We start from the raw sequence: 17109 nt of genomic DNA, 5'->3' as shown, positions 1-17109 counted from the left end.
TCACTGGCCGTCACCGGAAGGGGCCTCGCCCACGCGTGCCTCTGTGGCCAGCAATTCCCCCATCCGCTTGATCAGGTCGACCATCGCGAAACCGACGGCTCCTTCGTCCGCGCGGGTGTTGGTCAGCACACCCAGCACGCTTTCGACCTTTTTCGGGTCGCGTCCCGCTTTGCGCGCCACTACGGACGGCGGGCTCCCGGCACTCATGATGAACAGCAGGAAGCTGCTCTTCCTGATGAGGACCTGTTCGACACGGCCCTCGCCGTCGTCGACGCCGTGAGCGATCGAGTACAGGCCGTTGATCACGGCGGCCAGGCGGTCCGCCATTGTGCCGTCCATGCTCGGTCCCGCGTGAGCCAGCCGCAGGCCGTCCTGCGAGCCGAGCAGGACGCCCGTCACATCGGGCAACTGGGCCAAGTCGTTGAGGAGCTCGTCCACAACCACATCCGGCTGGACTGCCTTCGAGTCGGTGGTCATTCCAATTCTCCGTATCTCCGTACGCGGTACGGACTGGTGCCCAGGCGCGAAGCCAGGCACGAAGGATGTGTGGGGTGCACTGCGAGGGTCAGCTCGCGCTCCCCTTCGGGGGTCGCGCTTCGCTGTTTTCCGCGGCCTGTTCCGCGCGATGCACGCCCTGGGTGAAATTGCTGACGAAGGCCGGATCCGGCGGCGCGAGTGGGACGGGGGCGGCCTCTGGCTCGGCAGGCGCCGCACGCTCATGCACCGTTGCCTGGGGTGTTCGCTGCGGCAACCGGGGGCGAGCGTCAGGTGCTGCGCCGAGCGGCGGCGCTGCCGTGGCCGCTGTCGAGGCGACGGGCCGCTGCCCAGAGGTAGGCCGCGCGTCACGGTAAGGCAGTGGCGCCGTCCCCGCTGGGAGTGGGGCCGCAGGACTGGGCCGAGGACCGCCGGACGGCCGAGGACCGGGACGCCCCGTGAGTTGCGCTGCCGGGACCGGTGTTGAGGCAACGTATGCGTGAGCCTGTGACGGTGCCGCCGGCTCGTTCTGCCAGAGCAGGAGTTTGTCCGGCACCACCACGAGCGCCGTGACGCCGTGCATGAGATTCCGCTGCAGCCGTACCTGGATGCCGTACCGGCGGGCGAGTTTGGCCACCACAAGCAGGCCGGTCTGGCGCTGGGCCAGTTGCTCGGCCAGGTCCGTGTCCTGGGGATCGGCCAACATCCGGTTGCATCGGTCGAGTTCACCCTGGGCCATGCCTATGCCCCGGTCCTCGACCTCCACGGCCAGACCTGCGGTGACCCTCGTCGCCCGCACGACGACCTTGCTGTCCGGAGGCGAACAGAGAGTGGCGTTCTCCTCCAACTCGGCCAGCAGGTGGATCAGATCGGGACCGGCGAAGCCCGGTACCTGCACATCCAGGGTGGAGGTGTGCATGCGGACCCGGGCGTACTTCTCGATTTCCCCCGACGCCCCGCGCAGCAGGTCCACCAGCCCGATCGGCTGGTTCAGCGTGCGCGCCTTCACACCACCCAGAACCGCCAGCCGTCCGGCCGACCGCCGCATGCGCTTGAGCAGGTTGTTGACGTCGAACACCCGATACAGCACGTCCGGGTCCTGGACCTGCTTGGTCAGCTCTGTGACGATGCCGAGCGCGCGTACGAGCAGCAGGGTCAAGCCCCCGGCCAGATAGACAAGCGCCTGCGTCAGTTCCGTCTGCCGCCCGTTCACCACCGCCCGCCACGTTTCTGCGTGCAGCTGGAACAGAGCGGCCTCGGTTTCATTCCACGGGTTGCCGTCGGGGTTCGCCTGTGCCGTGGAGAAATCGGGAGGGGAAGGCCGCTCGCCCCGGTCGATCTGCTGCAGAGCATCGCTGATGCTCTTGCGCCCCTCGTCCACGCCGGCCTGGAAGTGCCGCAGCCAGCCATGCACTGAATCGCTGTACTCGCTGCGCTGCCGGTGCAGCTCAGCCGCCGTGCGAACGGCCAGCCAGTCCGCGGAGACCAGCACGGCCAGGCCGGCGACTGCTGCCACCGCCCCGATGATCCAGCCATCTACATGGACGCGTGCCGTCGTGCCGACGGCAGCCGCCATACACAAGATCGCCGCGATGAAGAGGGCGGGCACGAGCACTAGAAGCCGCAGCCGCAGGCGCAGCCCCATCTCGGTGCGTAGCGGCTCGGCGCCGCGCGCACGTCGGCGCTGGCCACGTCGGTGGCCGATGGGTCGTGGCCATGACTGATCAGACATTGGTGACCTCGCGGAACGTGGTCCTGACAGGGAAGAGGCAATGGCCGGCAGGCAACGAGCGAGCAGCGCACCCGCACCGGGCGCGGGGACCGCAGCGAGCAGGCCGGCATTTGGGTGTGAGTGGCCGCCGGGGCACGCGCGCCTGACCGCAGCCGACGGGGGAGGCGGCGTACGGCCCGGGTCCGCGGGGGTGCCCCGGCGGCCGGTCTATATACGGATCCCGCTGATTGTCTCGACCGCACTCTGCACGACGCGGCTGATGGACGGAGCGAGCGAGCTGCCGTGGAGATAGAAGCCGAGGAGTATGGCCGCTATTGCGTGGCCGGCCTTGAGGCCGCCTTTGCGGATCAGCAGCCACACCATGACGGCCAGCACAACAACCAGGGAGACAGTGATGCTCACGGAATTGGGTTTCTGCTGGGCGATGGCGTCCGCAGGACCCCGCGTTGCCAATCGGCTCGGCGGCAATGACCTGCGTGGCTGCGGGACTTGAAGCGTCGGCGCGCCTGAAGGATGGCGCACTTGCGCAGCTGGTGACCGCATTGGTCCGGGCGCGGCCGAGATGGGCCGTCATACCGGCTAAGGCGGGAAACGGGGCGGGCACGATGTCCTCCGGGGGCGCAGACTTGTCGTCTCGCGTCATGTCCGCGACGCCCGGGTGACCGTTTCCGGCCTTCAATGATTTTACAGGTAAACCAGAGAAGTAATCGATGTTCTGAGGTCAGAAGCCTGTGAAAAATGCATGGTGCACACGGGTGTTGGCGCCCAGAACAGGAAATACCGCTGCGCTACATGCTCAGGTGACGCTGGTCAACGGGTCTGAAATTCTCTCATTGCTGTGCTGGCCTCGTCGGCTCAACTCCTGCGGGGCCAGTCGACGACGAGTCGGCTGCAGGGCTTGTCGATGACGAAGCGTGGCTCGGAGGCTGTCAGTTGGTCGCGGGCTTCACCGACGGCCATGCGGAAGCTGGGTTCGGGTGAGTTGTTGCCCCCGTTTTGGTTCCACTCGCTGATTTCGGTGGCGACCTGGTCGGCTAGTTCGGCGGCGCGCGGGCCGTGGCCGATGACGCCGATCTGCCAGAACGTGCCGCGCTCGTCCTCGCCTTCCTTCTTCGTGAGGTAGGCCAAGGAGTCATTGTCGAGTGCGGTCATCGAGCCCCAGCCGAAGTTCGGGATGAGGCCCGTACGGGATCCCGGCATCCGGGACAGGCCGTTCGGCAGCACGTATGCTAGATACAGGTAGAGCCACTCGTAGGAGTCGCCCTTGCGGAACTTCACGTTGGTGTAGATCTCGGCTGGGGGATGGTCCAGGACGTTGCGGATCGCCTCGCGGTCGACGTTCTGCTCGCTGTAGGTCTCCAGGCGCACGTCGCCCTCACCTGCCATGTCGACCATGGTTCGGACGTCGTCGCAGACGCCCTTGCGTAGGGGGACGAACGTCATCATCTCGGTTGAGACCGTTTTCCAGATCTGGTCGTCGCGTTCAAACGCGAAGCTTCGGGAGATGCTGCCGCGAATTCGCATCGGGATGACGAGGCGTCCACCGGGGGCGAGCTGGTCGAGAACCCGCACGGGAATGTCCCCGGCGCCGACCGTGAACTGGATGCGGTCGAAGGGCGCATGCTCGGGCAGACCGGCCGCGCCGTCGCCCAGCGCGACGGTCACGTTTGCGGCCCCGGCCTGCGCGAGGTTCTTCCGCGCGCCGTCGACGAGGTCCTGGTCGACATCCACGGTCCACACGTGGCCTTCGAGAGCCACGAGCTCTGCGAGCAGCCGGGCGTTGTAGCCGGTCCCGGCACCGGCTTCGAGGATCTTGTGGCCAGGCTGGGCGCCCAGTTGTTCGAGCTGGGTGGCGACGATGGAGGGTGCGGAGATGCAGGAAAGCATCGCACCCGTCGCGTCGTGCTTGATCGCCACGGCGTCGTCGACGCAGGCGCTCTGAAGGTCGACACCGGGGAGGAACCGGTGGCGATCGGTGCTCCGGAACGCGGCGATGACTTCCGGGGTGCGCAGGTGGCCGCTGTCGACGAGGCGGCTCACGAGTTCGTCGCGCCATACGGCGGGATCGGTGACGGGCGCCACGGTGGTCTCCATTCGCGCGAGGTTAGGGGCTGGTGGGGTGGAATGACAGGTAGGCGCGTCGGTGGATTGCGCCTCAAAACAGGCGACTTGGCGGTGCAGCCGATGCCCCAGTCTCCTGCTGGTCGGACGCACTCAGGTGTGGTCGAGGGCGGCGATTGCGTGGCGGGGGAGATCGGCCCGCGTCCCACCCCCCCAGGGCATCGGCGGTCGTTGCATCAGCTGTCGCTTGGCCGTCTCGCATGCGGCGATACACCTCCCGCCTCAGTGAGGCACTGAGCGAGGCTCGCCCCAGCCGTGTTGACAGCGCGCATCATCGTGGACAGCACCGATTCCGGCAGGGTGCCCCGGTCGAGGCCGCCGTCGTGGACGATTGCCTCAAGCTCGTGGCGCGACCGCTCGTCGACCGGTAGAGCGGGGTGGCGGAGGATTTCGCGTGCTGCGTACGCGTCCCGCGCCTGTGTGGTGTCGCTGACGATCGCGTCGTACAGGGGGCGTGCGAGGACGTCGCACCCTTCCGGCGCCAAATCGCTCGCCGCCAGGACCAGCCGCACCCGAAACATGCGTAGGTGTGGCGGGTCCGGCTCCAGCGCATCCCGCACGGCGAGTGCCGTAGCGGCGAACCCTTTTGCTGTGGCGCAGCCGGCGAGGTGGTCGGCGTAGTGGCGGAGGATCTGCGCGACGGCTTCCTCCCACGGTTCGGTGATGATGGCCTTGTCGATCAGGGAGTTGGCCGTGTCCTGGGCGTCCGTGTGCAGGCTCGCCACGACGTGTGCTTGCCTGCTGCCGTACAGCCGCTCGGGCTCCTTGTCGTAGGTGGTGGCGTGTTCTGTCGCTTGATGCCAGTGGCCGGCGGCGACCAGAAGTCGGGTGCCGTCGTCGAGCAGGAGGTCGTGGAGCCAGGGCTGGATGTGGTCCAAGGTCGCTTCGGTGGTGAAGCCCGTGAGGTCGATGGTCTGCCCGTGGACGGTCACGGTGCCGCCGTCATGTGCGGCGCGGTGCATGCTCATGAGCTGCTGATAGGCGGCCTGGGGGTCGCCCGTTCGGGCGGTCAGCCGTACGAGGTTGACGATGGGCTGGAGGCTGGCGATGGCGGTGTCCCCGGTGACGGGCCATGCGGCCTGGAAGAGACGGAGCTGACGCAGGCACAGGTCTGTCGCCAGGTCGGTCAGCCCATAGTCGGAGGCGATCAGCGCGGACAGGTTCCAGGTGGCGCATGCGAGGTTGATCCGGTCGAGGAGGGGGCCGTCCTGCGCCGACTTCTCCCCGCAGGTGCGGACTTCGTCGAGCCGGGCGGCGAAGCTGGGGTAGACGAGGTGGGATCGGCTGACCAGGGGAAAGCGCCTGGAGAGCCGACGGAGCTTTGCCTGTGGGTGGTGTGGCGGCGCGGTCACGGCATCGGCCTTTCCGTGGGGTCAGCGGGATGCAGGATCGCGGTATGTGCCGCGTGAGCGAGAACGCTCTGGGTGCGGGCGGACAGGCCGATCCGGTTCCAGTGGAAGATCACGTGGTAGGCGATGACCTCGCGCAGGCCCCGGTCGAGGGCTCCGTCCCGGGCGGCTGTGCCAAGGTCACTTCCGGCCTCCCGAAACGCGCTCACCCACTCGGCGGCGGGCTTGAGGGTGCGGTCCGACTGGAGCATGGGCCCCAAGGGGCTGGTGTCAGCGATGAGCAGCTGCCGCAGACTGTCGGCCATGGCGTGGACTTTGACGGCCGGTACGTCTGAGGGAAGGGGCCGTTCCCGGGTGACGCGGTGCCAGACGTCTCCTTGCTCGTACCACTCCAGTCCGGCGGCGCGCATCAGGGTGGCGCACAGCAGCAGTGACAACTCCCGGCGGCCCAGCTCGCCATGGGCGGTGGTGAGGATGGCGTGGCTGTCGGCGTGGAACAAGGCGTGGGCGATGGTCATGCTGGTGTCGCCGCCGAACGCTGCGGTTTCGGGTTCGTAGATGCCGGGCCACCAGCGGTGGACTTGTCCGGCTGCTGTGAGTTTGTCGAGCATGTCGGCCAGTGCCGGGGAGAGCTGTGTCCCGAAGGCCGGGAGCAGCCGCATCCGCCAGCACGGGTGCTTACGGATGAACCACCACCCGGTGATCAGACCGTCCTGTTGGGCCAGGTCCAGGACGGGGACGAGGTGGTCGGCGGCGGTCTGCTCGGCTTTGTCCCAGTCGGTGAACTGGATGTACAGCTGACGCCATGCTGGGGGTCCCGACTGCTGGGCGAGGGCCTGTTGCCCGGCCTGCTGGTAGACGGCGATGGCGGCGTCCAGGTCAGAGGACTCGAGTCCGGCGCGGGCTGCGGCGGTGTCCGTGTCGCCGCCGGCGATGACGTCCAGCACCGCGTGCAGGAGTGCTTGCGGGCGGGCTGGCTGGTTCAGTCGATCAGTAGGCATGCGTCCCATCCCGAGGTCGGCGCGGCGTTGTGGGCGGCGGTGGTCAAGGCGAGGGCCGTGCCTGCGGCGCCTTGTAGAAGACCGGGGTCGAGGCCGGGGCCGGGGTGGGCGTGCCGGGTCAGGGCGGCGGCCAGGTCGGGCAGAGCGCGACGCAGGGCGGGGGTGGTGGCGTCGTGGGCCGCGCGGAAGGCGGTCTGGTAGACGCCTGCCCAGCCGTGGCACAGACCCCCGTCGGTGATCTTTGACAGTTGGTCGGGGTCGGTCAGGCAGCGGGCCATCGCGTCCTCGTAGACGTGCTGGCGTGCCGGGTCGTTGCGGGTGAGAGCGGCGAGCTGTCCGGCGCGGGCGATGCCGGGGGTGCCGTAGCACCAGCTCGGCCGGGCCGGGCCGCCCTGGGCCGGACGGCCTGCGCGCAGGTCGCCGAGGTGGAGGTGCTCGGGCCACCAGAGTCCGGCGGGGCCGTCCTGCCGCCACGTGTCGAGCCAGTCGAGGATGGTGTCGATGGCGTCTTCGTGGCCGTCCACCCTCACGCCCTGTCGCAGGGCGCGGGCCAGGAGCAGCAGCGGGCCGGTGATGCCGTGGGCGGTACCGAGGTTGGCGTGGCCGCCGGGAAGGGTGGACGGGGTGAGGTCGGGCTGATGGTCGACCCACCAGCCGGGAAGCACGCCGTGGTCGCCGTGGTGGATGGGACGGGTCAGCCGTACGAGGTAGTCCAGGACGCGGGTCATCGCGGAGCCGGACGGTGACCGGCGCAGCAGGTAGGCGCCGATGCCCGTGAGCCCGTAGAAGAGGTCGTACTCGTGGAAGCGTGCGGGATGCCCATGGCGCATGCGCGTGCGAGCCGCGTCGCATCTGCGGTGAGCGAGGTCGATCACGTGCCGGTCCAGGGCGGTCAGGGCGTCCCGGTAGCGGGGTGTCTCGGCGATGACGGCGCAGTCGAGCATGAACGCGGCGGCGGGCGCCCCCAGGTACAGGCCACTGGTGTCGCCCGCGCTGATGGTGGTGGCGACGGCGGTCTTGATCCAGGCGTGTGCCTGTTGCCAGGTGCCGTCTCCGGCACGGGCCCGCTCGATGTGCAGGAGCGCGGATCCGGCGGCACCGGCGGCGAGGTCCTGGCCTTGCCACGGCTGGCCCTCGGGTAGAGGGGCAGGGATGGCCAGCTGGCGGGCGAAGGCGTCCGCGAGCATGGCAGGGCTCATGGTCGTGATCATGGCTGGCGCTCCCGGTGTCGCAGGGCGCAGGCCCGGGCGATCCGGTCGGTGGCGCGTTCGTGATCGGGGTCGACGGGCAGCGCCCGGAGGTAGTGCTTGTGGAGGAGCGAGCGCAGCACGCTGTCCCGGGCGGGCTGGGGGGCCAGCTGCCGGTAAGCGGTCAGGGCGGCAGCGCGCTGCTGCCAGGCGGCCACGACCTCGGGCCCGCCCCGCAAAGTGTTCAGGGCGGTGTGCTCGGGGTCGGCCAGAGCCAGGGCCAGCGTGATGCGCTCCCGGGATATCGGGCCGCGTTCCTGGGGCAGGGCGCGGGTCAGCCAGTCGGCTGCCTGAGCGGCGTCGCCGGTGAACTGCACCGCAAGGTCGAACATGCTCGCCGCAGTCAGGGCCTGCCCGATGGCGGCGTCCTCCGCCGCGGCGCGGATCTGCGCCACGCCGGCGGCCGAGTCCGCGGCGAAGACCAGCTGTGCGGCATCCAGTACGGGGCCGTCCCCGAATGGGCCGCTGGGCGGCCTGTAGGCGGCCAACTCCACGCGCATCGCGAGACGTTGGCTGTTGAGGACGTCGGCCCAGGCGTTGAGCAGGGCCGCGGCAGGTCCGAAGAAGTCTGGGTCGGCGAGGCGCAGGTACAGGGCCAGATGCTGGCCGGAGTCCGGGCGGAGGGTGTCCCGATGGCGCTCGAACCACCAGTGCGGCATGGTCGGGAACTGGCCGAGCACGTCGGGGAGGTGGTCCGTGAGGATCTCGTCGTACCTCTTCGGGTGCGCGAACAGGCCGGCGTGCAGGGCGGTGGACGTTCCGTCCGCCCGGGGAGTGAGGGAAGAGATCTTCGGCTGGCGCGGGACGCTGTCGGCGGGGGTGGAGTTCGCGAGCGGGATCAGGAGCTGGTGGGGGCGGCCGATCCAGGCCCAGTCCTGCGGTGTGGTGCTTTCGCGTAGTTCGACGAGGCGGTTGCGGTCCACGCCGGCGCGCAGGAGAGCACGGTGAATGTGCTGGTCGAGGTCGAGGGGCAGCTGCTGGCCGTCTTCGACCAGGGCGAGGTGCGCGGGGACGTGGAGCCGTTCGCGCCACCGGTCAAGTGCCGTGGTCCAGTCGGCCATGGGGGCGGAGCGGCCCGGCAGTTCCTCGGCCGACAGCAACCAGCGGGCCGGGGCAAGGATCGTCCGCTTGTAGCGCACGCGGGGCAGGTAGGGCAGGGTGGCGGCGACCCCGAAGGTGAACTGCCGGTAGGCGGCGCTGCGGGCGGTGGTGATCTCCGCCAGGAACCGGGCGAGCGGTGGCGTGTGGACGGAGGCTTCCAGCGCGTGGGTGACGCGCGGTTCGACGTGCTGCCCGGTCGAGGGGCGGAGCAGGTAGAAGCGGCGGTCATCGGCCGTCACGGCCAGGTCGTCGAGCGGGATGACGCCCGGGCCCGTCTCCTGGTGCTGGCCGAGAGGGATGAGGTGCGGGAGGACCTGCAGGGTGCGGGTGATGTTCTCGTTGCGCCGCCGGCGAGGAGTGAAGGACAGCTGGGCGGCGATCACACCGGGGTCGGTGGTCGCGTAGGAGTCGGTGAGCGCTGTCTGCGCGGAGGACGGGAGCAGGTGTGCGAACCGGCCGAGCATGCTGCTGCCGGGGCGGGGCGCCCCGGTGACCAGCAGCCGGTAGCCGCCGCTGTGCACGGCTTCAAGGGACGGGGCGTGGATCTCCATGGCGATCTCGGCCCGGGGCAGAGGCAGCAGCGGTTCAGTGTGGCTGGCGGTCAGGTCGGCGATGATGGCGCGGGTGAGGACAAGCTCCCGCCTCCCGTCGAGCATCGCCTCCTGGAGCAGACGGAGGATCTTCTCGTCCCGGTCGGTGACCTGATACGGCGGCCGGGCGCGCTCGGAGCCCAGGAAGCCCGCAGGCAGGCCGAGGCCACTGTCGGCGACCAGGTCCAGGACGGGCACGACGGCCTCGGTGCCGTACCGGCCGAGAAACCGCTGGTGGTAGTCGCGCCATTGCGGATACCCGTACGGATGGGGCGACAGCTGGTGCATGACCCCGGCGGCCTCGGCGGCTTCGTTCAGTAGGGCTTCGGGGATGTGGGGGGTGCAGTCCAGCGCAGCGTCGACCAGCAGCGGGACGCGTCCGGTGGCACTGACGCGCTGCATGCTCTGCGCCAGTCGGCCACCGGGTGACCAGGGGGCCGCAGTGTCCGGGTGGTTCAAAACGCCTTGGATCGCAGTGAGTTGGGAGGTCAGTTCGGCGAGGTCGGGGATGCTGGCGGCGTCTGCTTTCTCCAGCTCGTCGCACACGTGGCCGAGCGTGTCGATCGACGTCATCGGGGGCCACAGACTGCTGATCAGGATGTGCTTGCTCAACAGGTCGGTGATCAGGCCGCTGAACTGTTCGGGGCGCGCGCTGGGGAACCGGTCGGCCAGCCGGTGCACCAGCAGGTCGTACGGGATCGGGGTGCGGGCCGCTTCCAGCGCGGCGGCCACCGGCCGGGTGAGACGCACCGACAGCTCGATGGGTGCGTAGCCGGGGGTGTGCGCGTCGGCCGGCATCCCCTCCACCACATGCCGGTTGCCGCGGGAGCGGCCGGTGTTGTTCGCGACCACCGTCAGTCGGGCCAGGAGATCGGGGCTGCTTTCCAGCCGGGTGATGACGTCTGTCAGCCAGTCGGCGTCGGGCCGCAGCATCGTCCGGTACCCGTCTCCCCACCGCACGTCGGCGACGTGAGCCGACTTGGCGGGGGCGACGCCGGCGAAGACCCCGAACGGCGTGGGCCGGTGGTTCCACCGCAGGAGATAGGCCGCCACGGACCGCACGGCCCGCCGGATGCGGCGGGCATCGGTCACGGTGCCGTTGAGGATCTCGGCGACGCGCTGGCACAGCACGGGGCTGGCGGCGGACAGCGCATCGGGAACCGGATCGCGCCACACCTCGGCCAGCCACTGCCGGCCCCGAGCGGGAGTGTCGCGGCCGTCGGACAGGTCGAGGTCCGGCACGGATATCTGGCAGGAGGCGGTGGAGGCGCGCAGCAGCATGCCGGGCTGCCACTGATAGGTGAGGGGAGATCCGTGGGCCACCGGTGTCCCTTCCTGTGGTGGGGTGCGCGGACGGGTGGTGCCGGGGCGGCAGCGATGATCTGCTGCCGCCCCGGCGGCGGGGCCGTGTCAGGCGGCGTCCTCGATGGAGGACTGGCAGGCGCTGGCCCCGTTCTCGCAGGTGTTGCCGCAGCCGTCGCTGGTGGGGCACATGAAGACGGTGTACGGGCTCTCGGAGATGACGACCCGGATGTCCAGCTCGAAGTCGTCCTCGGCGAGGGAGTCGACCGGGGAGGTGGTGCTGGGGAGTTCGAGTACGGCGGTGGTCATGGCGATCACTCTCTTAGTCCGATGGATGGTGCAGGACGACCTGGCCAGGAGCCGTGGACTACACGGCCGGCCAGGAGATCGAAATCCGGCTGTGCCTCTTGTCGACGACCCGGTCGCCGGTGATCAGGTCATCGGGCGTGCCCGCCGGGTAGACGGCGATGCGCGGTCCGTCCGTGCCGCGGACCTTTTCGCCCCAGGTGCGGAAGATGTCGGCGATTCGCTCAGCGAAATCGGCCGCGTCGGGCCCGAAGGCGTGGACGCCGTACTCGGCGGTCTTCTTCTCGGTGTCGCGGCGGACGACCGTGTAGGCGAAGTGCGGCCCGTCGATGGCGACCATGGACCAGCTGTTGCCCGTTGGACCGATCTTGCCGGTGGCCGACTCGGGGTTGGTGGACATGAAGCAGAAGCTCGGGACCTGGGTGGACAGGTACATCTGGAGGGTGCCGATGGGCTCCTGGCTGGCGACGCTCACCCCGGTCCATGTCTCGGCACGGGCGCTGTTCAGGACGCCGTCCAGCAGGGAGGGGTTGGAAGGCAAGCCCTCGTCGAAGCGCAGCGTGACGCCCTCCGCTCCGGGGAGCTGCATGACCTGCTGCGTGTGGGAGCCGGCGCCCTGTGCCGCTACGAAACCGCACACGTGGGCGCTGGTGGCGACGAGGTGGTCGGCCTGCCGGATGAACCCGTACGTGCGGGTCAGGCCGTTGATGCGCAGTGGCACGACGAGGCGGCCGTCGTCTTTGAGCTGGTCGATCCAGGCGGGCGGGATGTCCCAGGCGCCGAGCGTCACCACGATCGCGTCGTAGGGCGCAGACTTGGCGACACCGTCCTCCGCGTCGGCGACCACGACGTTGACGTTGGTGTAGCCGGTCTCGGCGAGGAACCGCCTGGCTCGGTCGGCGGGCGCCGGGTCGATGTCGACGGTGGTGACCTGACCGGTGGGCCCGACCAGCTCCGCGATGTAGGCGGCGTTCGGCCCGTTGGTGCCGATCTCCAGCACGTTGTCACCGGGGCGGATGTCGGCCTGCTCCAGCTGCATCGCCTGGATCTGGGGAGCGGACACCGAGCTGGTGTGATTGCCGTGCTCGTCTTCTTTGGTGATCACGGCGTTGTACATGCTGTAGGCGTCGCTGAGCGGCGCCTCCGGGACGGCGAGGTGCCGGGGCACCTTGCGCATGGCGGCCTCGACTGCGGGCGACACGATCGTGCCGTCCTCCTTGAGCTGGTCGACGGCCTTGTTGCGGAGTCGGGTGGCCTCGTCGGGGTCCACGGTCACATCGGTCATAGGGGGTTCCTTACGGGGCTTCGTTGCGCCTTCGCCTCCGGCGTTGGCGCCGACTGCAGTGTGGTTCGGCAATGGATACCGGCTGGCGGAGGCCAGCCTTTGCTCAGCGCCCCAAGGGCAGCTCCTGGACACGTTCGAAGGTGTAGGTGTGACGATCAGGATGTTGGGTTTCCATCACCAGCCACACGGACTTGACGCGCACGGTCACGTGATGGCGGGCGTGGCGTAGCAGGGCTGAGGCGAGGGCGTCTGCCCGGTCCACTTGGTTGAGGTAGTGGGTGTCGACCTTCCCGTAGGCGGCCGACATGTGCGGGAAGTACGTCTGGGCGGCCTCGGGCAGGACCAGACCGGCGTTGGCCAGGCCGGCTCGGACTCGCAGATTCAGGTGCAGCGGCGGGTTCGAGGGGGCGTCATGGGGCCAGACGCGGGCGAGGGCGGCGCTGCGGCTGAGCGCGACCGGGCCGATGTCGATCGTGAACGGCTCCTGGTCGGCCAGATCGATCCGAAGGGCTTCGGCGGTGTCCTTGAGCTGCCGGGGACCGACGCGCTCGTCGGCGTAGTCGCGCGACAGGGCGCCCTGGATGGTCCAGTGCAGGTCGTCGTCTGCGACCGGGGCCACGATGTCCTCGTACGGGGCGAGGACTTCTCGTACCTGCCGGAAGTAGTCGATTACCTCGGCCGGCGGCAGCCACAGCACATGCGGGCGGACGCTGTCCTCGGCGGGAGCGTCTTCGGAACGCCACCGTCGGCCGGTACTCATGAACGCCCTCATGCTGGTGTCACCGCCAGCTCGCGCAGGGAGAAGTCGGCAGTGACCAGCAAGTGGTCCGAGGCGGCCTCGGCGTCGGGACCGTAATGAGTGGTGTGTGCGCGAGCGGTGGCGGCGACGTTCTCCGTGACGCGCAGGGTGTCGATGCGCCGGCGGCCGAAGTCGTCGGCTCGCCCCTTGGCGTCGATCCAGTGCCCGCACGACCACTGCCACGGCACGTCCAGGACGGCGGCGCTGTCCCGCAACCCGCCCGGGTCGCGCCGCAGGAACTCCCCGGCCTCACGGTTCGCTCGCTTGGGAGCGTCGGGGTTGTCGGGGTCGAAGATGACCTGGTAACGCAGCTTGCGGTGGTCTTGCTCCAGATAAGGCTCGGGATCGTAGAAGTCGCCGTTCGGCCGCCGGTCGGCGCTGATGGAGTTCCAGTCGGCCGCGACGCCGCCAGCCACATCGGGGTCCTGGAAGACCGACATCACACGACGGGCCTCCTCCAGACGACGCTCGGGGCTGAAGGGATAGGCGTGATACGAGCACCAGCGGGTGGGCACCGGGCCGCCAGCGCGGAAGTCGGCCATGGCCAGGCCGTGCCAGAAGTCACTGCCGCCCTCGTAGGCGCGGAAGGTACCGGGGACCGGCTCGATGTCGGAGGTCCACAACAGGCCGACATGGAAGCGGTGGGCACTCGCCCCGGACGCCTGGCTTGCCAGGGCGGGGACCGCTCTCTTCCCACGGACCGGCATCACCTCGCACATGAGGCCGGTGTCCTCGGCGAGGTAACGCAACAACTGTTGGGCATCGCTCTTGGTGGGGCCAAGGAGTTCCTGGACGCCGAGGACGCCCGTGCGGTTCTGGAAGGCGGAGCGGATGTTTCCCACGATCAGCTCGTAACGCTGCTTCTCGTCAGGCGTGGTCGGTATCTGCAGGTTGAACAGGTTGTACGTGCCGAATCGGAACAGCGCCGGTGTCACGGCGGGACTCCTTCTGCGTCGTGGTCAGTGCGCGGCCGAGGCGGACGGGGACAAACGCACGGGATAGCGGTGGGCGGGCGGATGATCGATGGGCAGGTCGGGGCGCCAGAAGCTGAGGACCTGGGCAGAGGGCACGAACAGCGGGCCGGGCAGATCGTCCAGGCGGCGCCACTGCCACCGCGCGACCACCTTCGGTTCCTTAGCGGTCGGTGTGCCCTGGAAGCGGCGGATGAGGACCGCGGCGGTGAGGCGGTTGAGGTTGTGCCGCGCGTCCAGGAGCACGGCGAGCACCCAGACGTCCTCGGGGTGTGCCACGAGGCCGGTCTCCTCGGCGAGTTCACGGATCGCAGCGGTCTCGATGGACTCGCCGGCACCATCGAATGCGTCCACCTTGCCGCCGGGCAACTCGTAGGTTCCCAGGCGGTGTTGCCCCATCAGCACGTGGCCGTCCGGGTTGGTGACGATGATGCCGACCCCCAGGGCCGCCTGGGCGACCGGCGGCCGAAGGCTTCGCTCCTGAGCCACCACCCTGGGCGCGTCAACGTGCGGAAGACGGCGGGCCTGGATGAGCTGGCAGACCACCGGGTTGTCGGCACCCGGGGCGTGTAGAAGGTCGATGGACTCGACGGCGAAGCCGTGCTCGGCCAGCAGCCGCTCCCAGACCTCGGGGGCGAGAATCCACATCTGAACCGGGATCGGAGCGGTCTTCGCCAGCCGCACTTCCTCTTGGCGGGCGGTGACAGCGGGGGAAGGGCCCAGCCCGTTCAGGTTGGTGTGCAGGGTGGAGAAGACCAGCCGTCCACGCGGCCGGATCCCGTTGCGTAATGCGGGCAGCAGCCGGTGCGGGTCGATGTAGGACAGGCCATGCACGGAGTACACGAGGTCGTAGGGTTCACTCTCGCGCAGGTGGGCCACGGCGTCACTGGTCAAGAACCGCCCGCCCGGCAGGGCGCCGAACCGGTTGAGGGCGCGCTGCTGCTGGGTGGGGGAGACGTCGATGGCGTCGACGAAGGCCGCGTGGTCGCGTGCGAGATGCGCGGCGTGGACTCCGGCCCCGGAGCCGAGGTCCAGCACGCGGTATCCGGCGACGTCGCCGAGGACGCTCGTGCCAGGGCCGGTGCCCCAGAACCCCCAGTCGATCTCGGTGACCTCCGGGGGCTGGTAGCCGCGGTCGAGCTGCCTGCGCCCGTACTCACGCCAGGCATCCTCATTCACCCGCTCCGCTGTCGTGGGATCGGATGTCGTCATGCCGCCTCCTTCCGGAGCCGGTGCAGGGTGCGATGGCCGCGCTCGACGAGTTCGGGGTCGCCGTGCGCGGCGCCGTACTGGATGCCGCTGAGCGCGTCGAGGGCCGACAGACCCTTGAGCGCTTGGTCCTCATCCGGGGACAGCAGGCGGCCGTACCCGTCGAACAGGGAGGCTTCGAGCTCGGGCGCGTCAATCCAGGTGTCGGCGATGCGAACGAAGTCACTGACCAGGGGCCCGACTTCCGCGCGTTCCCAGTCGATGAGGGCCAGATTCCCGTGGTCGTCGAGCAGCAGATTGCGCCGCTGTACATCACCGTGGCGACGGCCATGGGGAACGGGCGGTACACGAGGCAGGCGCAGGGCGAGGGACCGCACCAGCGTCTCCTCCCCAGGCTCGAGGAGCCCGTCGGCGGCCACCAGGTGCCGCTCCAGCCTGGCTAGCCCGCCCAGGGCCTGCGCCATCATCGGGGGCTCGCCGAGGTGAAGGGCCCGCAAGAGCTGCCCGAGCTGGCGGTAGACCGACTGCCAGGCAGCCACGCTCAGGTCGGCGCCGTGGAGCACGCGGCCGGGAAGCGCGCTGACGATCACGGCGAGTTGATCCGGGTCGGCGGCGACGAGCCGCGGGGCGCGGCCAGCTCCGAGGGCCGGGGCCCACTCTCTCAGGGCACATGCCTCACGCTGGTGGAACTTGGGCCCCTGGTGAACCTTCAGGAACCAGCTCCCGCTGTCGCGTCCGGTCAGCCGCCACACACGGGAAGCCTCCCGCGCCCAGGAGGCGTCCGTGACCTCCTTCAGCGGGCCGATGGACTGCTCGGCGAACGTGCCGAGCTGCTCGCCCAGGACGGCGTACGGGTCCGGCGCCCGCGCGGGCAAGGGGTGCAGACGGCTTGGCCCGTTCGCATCGTAGGCGATCGGGTCGTCGGGCTCCTGGAGATGCAGTGCGAAGGAGTGCCCGTCCCGGTACGCCTCCAGGCCGGCCCGGCAGTACGCCACCATGTCGTCGGGCAGGTCATGGAGGGCAAACCAGTCCAGCTGTGAACAGCGGTCCGGCTCGGCGATGCGCGGGACGCCGGACCACCGGGTGACCTCGAAGAACCAGCCGGTGCGGTTGTGACCCCTGGGGCTGCGGTGCTGCATCACCAACGCGACGCGGACATCGGCTGGCCGGATGATGACGCCCAGCTCCTCCTCGGCTTCCCGGACCAGCCCGGTGACCACGTCCTCGAAGTCTCCGTCGAGGTGCCCGGAGGGCATGTGGAGCAGGCCCGTGGCGTAGGTGTCGCCCGCCCGCCGGCTCAGCAGCACCTCGCCGCCCCGCCGCAGGATGAGATGGACGTCGACCGGTTCCCGATGGCGCTGCACGATGTCGTCCCCGCCCCGATGTGAGGCTGTCTGCCCGTTCACCGCTGGCCTGCCAGACGGGGCTGCGGCCGACGCCGAACCGGTTCCGGGCACCGCGGCGTGGCGTCGGCGAACCGCCCCGCAAAGGGGTTTTCGGGAACGCGCGCGAACGCGCGGGTGTGGGGCATGCGGATCTCCGGGGTGCAGACGCGACGTCCAGCGTCAGTGACCGCGACGCCCGGGTGCCCGTTTCCGGACGTCACGGATTCTAGCCGGGAC

Annotated in this window: 14 protein-coding genes; all 14 read right to left on the bottom strand. The window is 69.6% G+C overall.

The features are described 5' to 3' along the window. Complete coding sequence (locus EJC51_RS17995) at positions 1–477, bottom strand: roadblock/LC7 domain-containing protein (RefSeq protein WP_166682873.1); 477 nt, start codon at positions 475–477, stop codon at positions 1–3. 88 nt (positions 478–565) lie between these two features. Further along, a complete protein-coding gene (locus tag EJC51_RS17990) occupies positions 566–2119 on the bottom strand; it encodes an ATP-binding protein (protein ID WP_166682872.1) in 1554 nt (517 codons plus the stop codon). Between the two features lie 294 nt (positions 2120–2413). After that, positions 2414–2608 carry a hypothetical protein gene (locus EJC51_RS17985; RefSeq protein ID WP_126272014.1) on the bottom strand — a complete coding sequence of 65 codons (195 nt, stop codon included), beginning with the start codon at positions 2606–2608 and terminating at the stop codon, positions 2414–2416. A 453-nt stretch (positions 2609–3061) separates the two neighbouring features. After that, positions 3062–4300, bottom strand: coding sequence for a methyltransferase, FxLD system (fxlM, locus tag EJC51_RS17980; protein ID WP_166682871.1), 1239 nt, complete (start codon positions 4298–4300; stop codon positions 3062–3064). A 203-nt stretch (positions 4301–4503) separates the two neighbouring features. Next, positions 4504–5679: a hypothetical protein gene (locus EJC51_RS17975; protein WP_126272013.1), complete on the bottom strand. Its 1176-nt coding sequence runs from the start codon at positions 5677–5679 to the stop codon at positions 4504–4506. After that, positions 5676–6677: a thiopeptide-type bacteriocin biosynthesis protein gene (locus EJC51_RS17970; RefSeq protein WP_126272012.1), complete on the bottom strand. Its 1002-nt coding sequence runs from the start codon at positions 6675–6677 to the stop codon at positions 5676–5678. Before EJC51_RS17970 ends, EJC51_RS17975 begins: the two co-directional genes overlap by 4 nt. Continuing rightward, positions 6659–7888 carry a lanthionine synthetase C family protein gene (locus tag EJC51_RS17965; RefSeq protein ID WP_126272011.1) on the bottom strand — a complete coding sequence of 410 codons (1230 nt, stop codon included), beginning with the start codon at positions 7886–7888 and terminating at the stop codon, positions 6659–6661. The genes EJC51_RS17970 and EJC51_RS17965 overlap by 19 nt, the downstream gene beginning before the upstream one ends. Then, positions 7885–10938, bottom strand: coding sequence for a lantibiotic dehydratase (locus tag EJC51_RS17960; RefSeq protein WP_208870719.1), 3054 nt, complete (start codon positions 10936–10938; stop codon positions 7885–7887). The genes EJC51_RS17965 and EJC51_RS17960 overlap by 4 nt, the downstream gene beginning before the upstream one ends. An 87-nt stretch (positions 10939–11025) precedes the next feature. After that, complete coding sequence (locus EJC51_RS17955; protein ID WP_126272010.1) at positions 11026–11226, bottom strand: FxLD family lanthipeptide; 201 nt, start codon at positions 11224–11226, stop codon at positions 11026–11028. A gap of 58 nt (positions 11227–11284) precedes the next feature. Continuing rightward, positions 11285–12508: a methyltransferase, FxLD system gene (gene fxlM / locus EJC51_RS17950; protein WP_126272009.1), complete on the bottom strand. Its 1224-nt coding sequence runs from the start codon at positions 12506–12508 to the stop codon at positions 11285–11287. Positions 12509–12611: 103 nt separating this feature from the next. Beyond that, positions 12612–13268 (bottom strand): 2'-5' RNA ligase family protein, encoded by a 657-nt coding sequence (locus tag EJC51_RS17945; protein WP_126272008.1) that lies wholly within the window; start codon positions 13266–13268, stop codon positions 12612–12614. Positions 13269–13276: 8 nt separating this feature from the next. Further along, positions 13277–14242: a hypothetical protein gene (locus EJC51_RS17940; protein WP_126272007.1), complete on the bottom strand. Its 966-nt coding sequence runs from the start codon at positions 14240–14242 to the stop codon at positions 13277–13279. Between the two features lie 24 nt (positions 14243–14266). Next, a complete protein-coding gene (locus tag EJC51_RS17935; protein WP_126272006.1) occupies positions 14267–15490 on the bottom strand; it encodes a bifunctional class I SAM-dependent methyltransferase/NUDIX hydrolase in 1224 nt (407 codons plus the stop codon). Next, positions 15487–16851: a phosphotransferase gene (locus tag EJC51_RS17930; RefSeq protein WP_244362692.1), complete on the bottom strand. Its 1365-nt coding sequence runs from the start codon at positions 16849–16851 to the stop codon at positions 15487–15489. Before EJC51_RS17930 ends, EJC51_RS17935 begins: the two co-directional genes overlap by 4 nt. Positions 16852–17109: the final 258 nt, after the last annotated feature.

This window comes from Streptomyces aquilus (genome assembly GCF_003955715.1).
GTDB lineage: Bacteria > Actinomycetota > Actinomycetes > Streptomycetales > Streptomycetaceae > Streptomyces > Streptomyces aquilus.
The sequence above is the reverse complement of the archived record's forward strand: the minus strand, read 5'-3'. Positions and strand labels throughout refer to the sequence as shown.

Bases quoted from the DNA above. Each gene is read 5' to 3' on its own strand.
- EJC51_RS17995 (WP_166682873.1), bottom strand. From the start codon at position 477: ATGACCACCGACTCGAAGGCAGTCCAGCCGGATGTGGTTGTGGACGAG.
- EJC51_RS17990 (WP_166682872.1), bottom strand. From the start codon at position 2,119: ATGGGGCTGCGCCTGCGGCTGCGGCTTCTAGTGCTCGTGCCCGCCCTC.
- fxlM (WP_166682871.1), bottom strand. From the start codon at position 4,300: ATGGAGACCACCGTGGCGCCCGTCACCGATCCCGCCGTATGGCGCGAC.
- EJC51_RS17970 (WP_126272012.1), bottom strand. From the start codon at position 6,677: ATGCCTACTGATCGACTGAACCAGCCAGCCCGCCCGCAAGCACTCCTG.
- EJC51_RS17965 (WP_126272011.1), bottom strand. From the start codon at position 7,888: ATGATCACGACCATGAGCCCTGCCATGCTCGCGGACGCCTTCGCCCGC.
- EJC51_RS17955 (WP_126272010.1), bottom strand. From the start codon at position 11,226: ATGACCACCGCCGTACTCGAACTCCCCAGCACCACCTCCCCGGTCGAC.
- fxlM (WP_126272009.1), bottom strand. From the start codon at position 12,508: ATGACCGATGTGACCGTGGACCCCGACGAGGCCACCCGACTCCGCAAC.
- EJC51_RS17945 (WP_126272008.1), bottom strand. From the start codon at position 13,268: ATGAGTACCGGCCGACGGTGGCGTTCCGAAGACGCTCCCGCCGAGGAC.
- EJC51_RS17935 (WP_126272006.1), bottom strand. From the start codon at position 15,490: ATGACGACATCCGATCCCACGACAGCGGAGCGGGTGAATGAGGATGCC.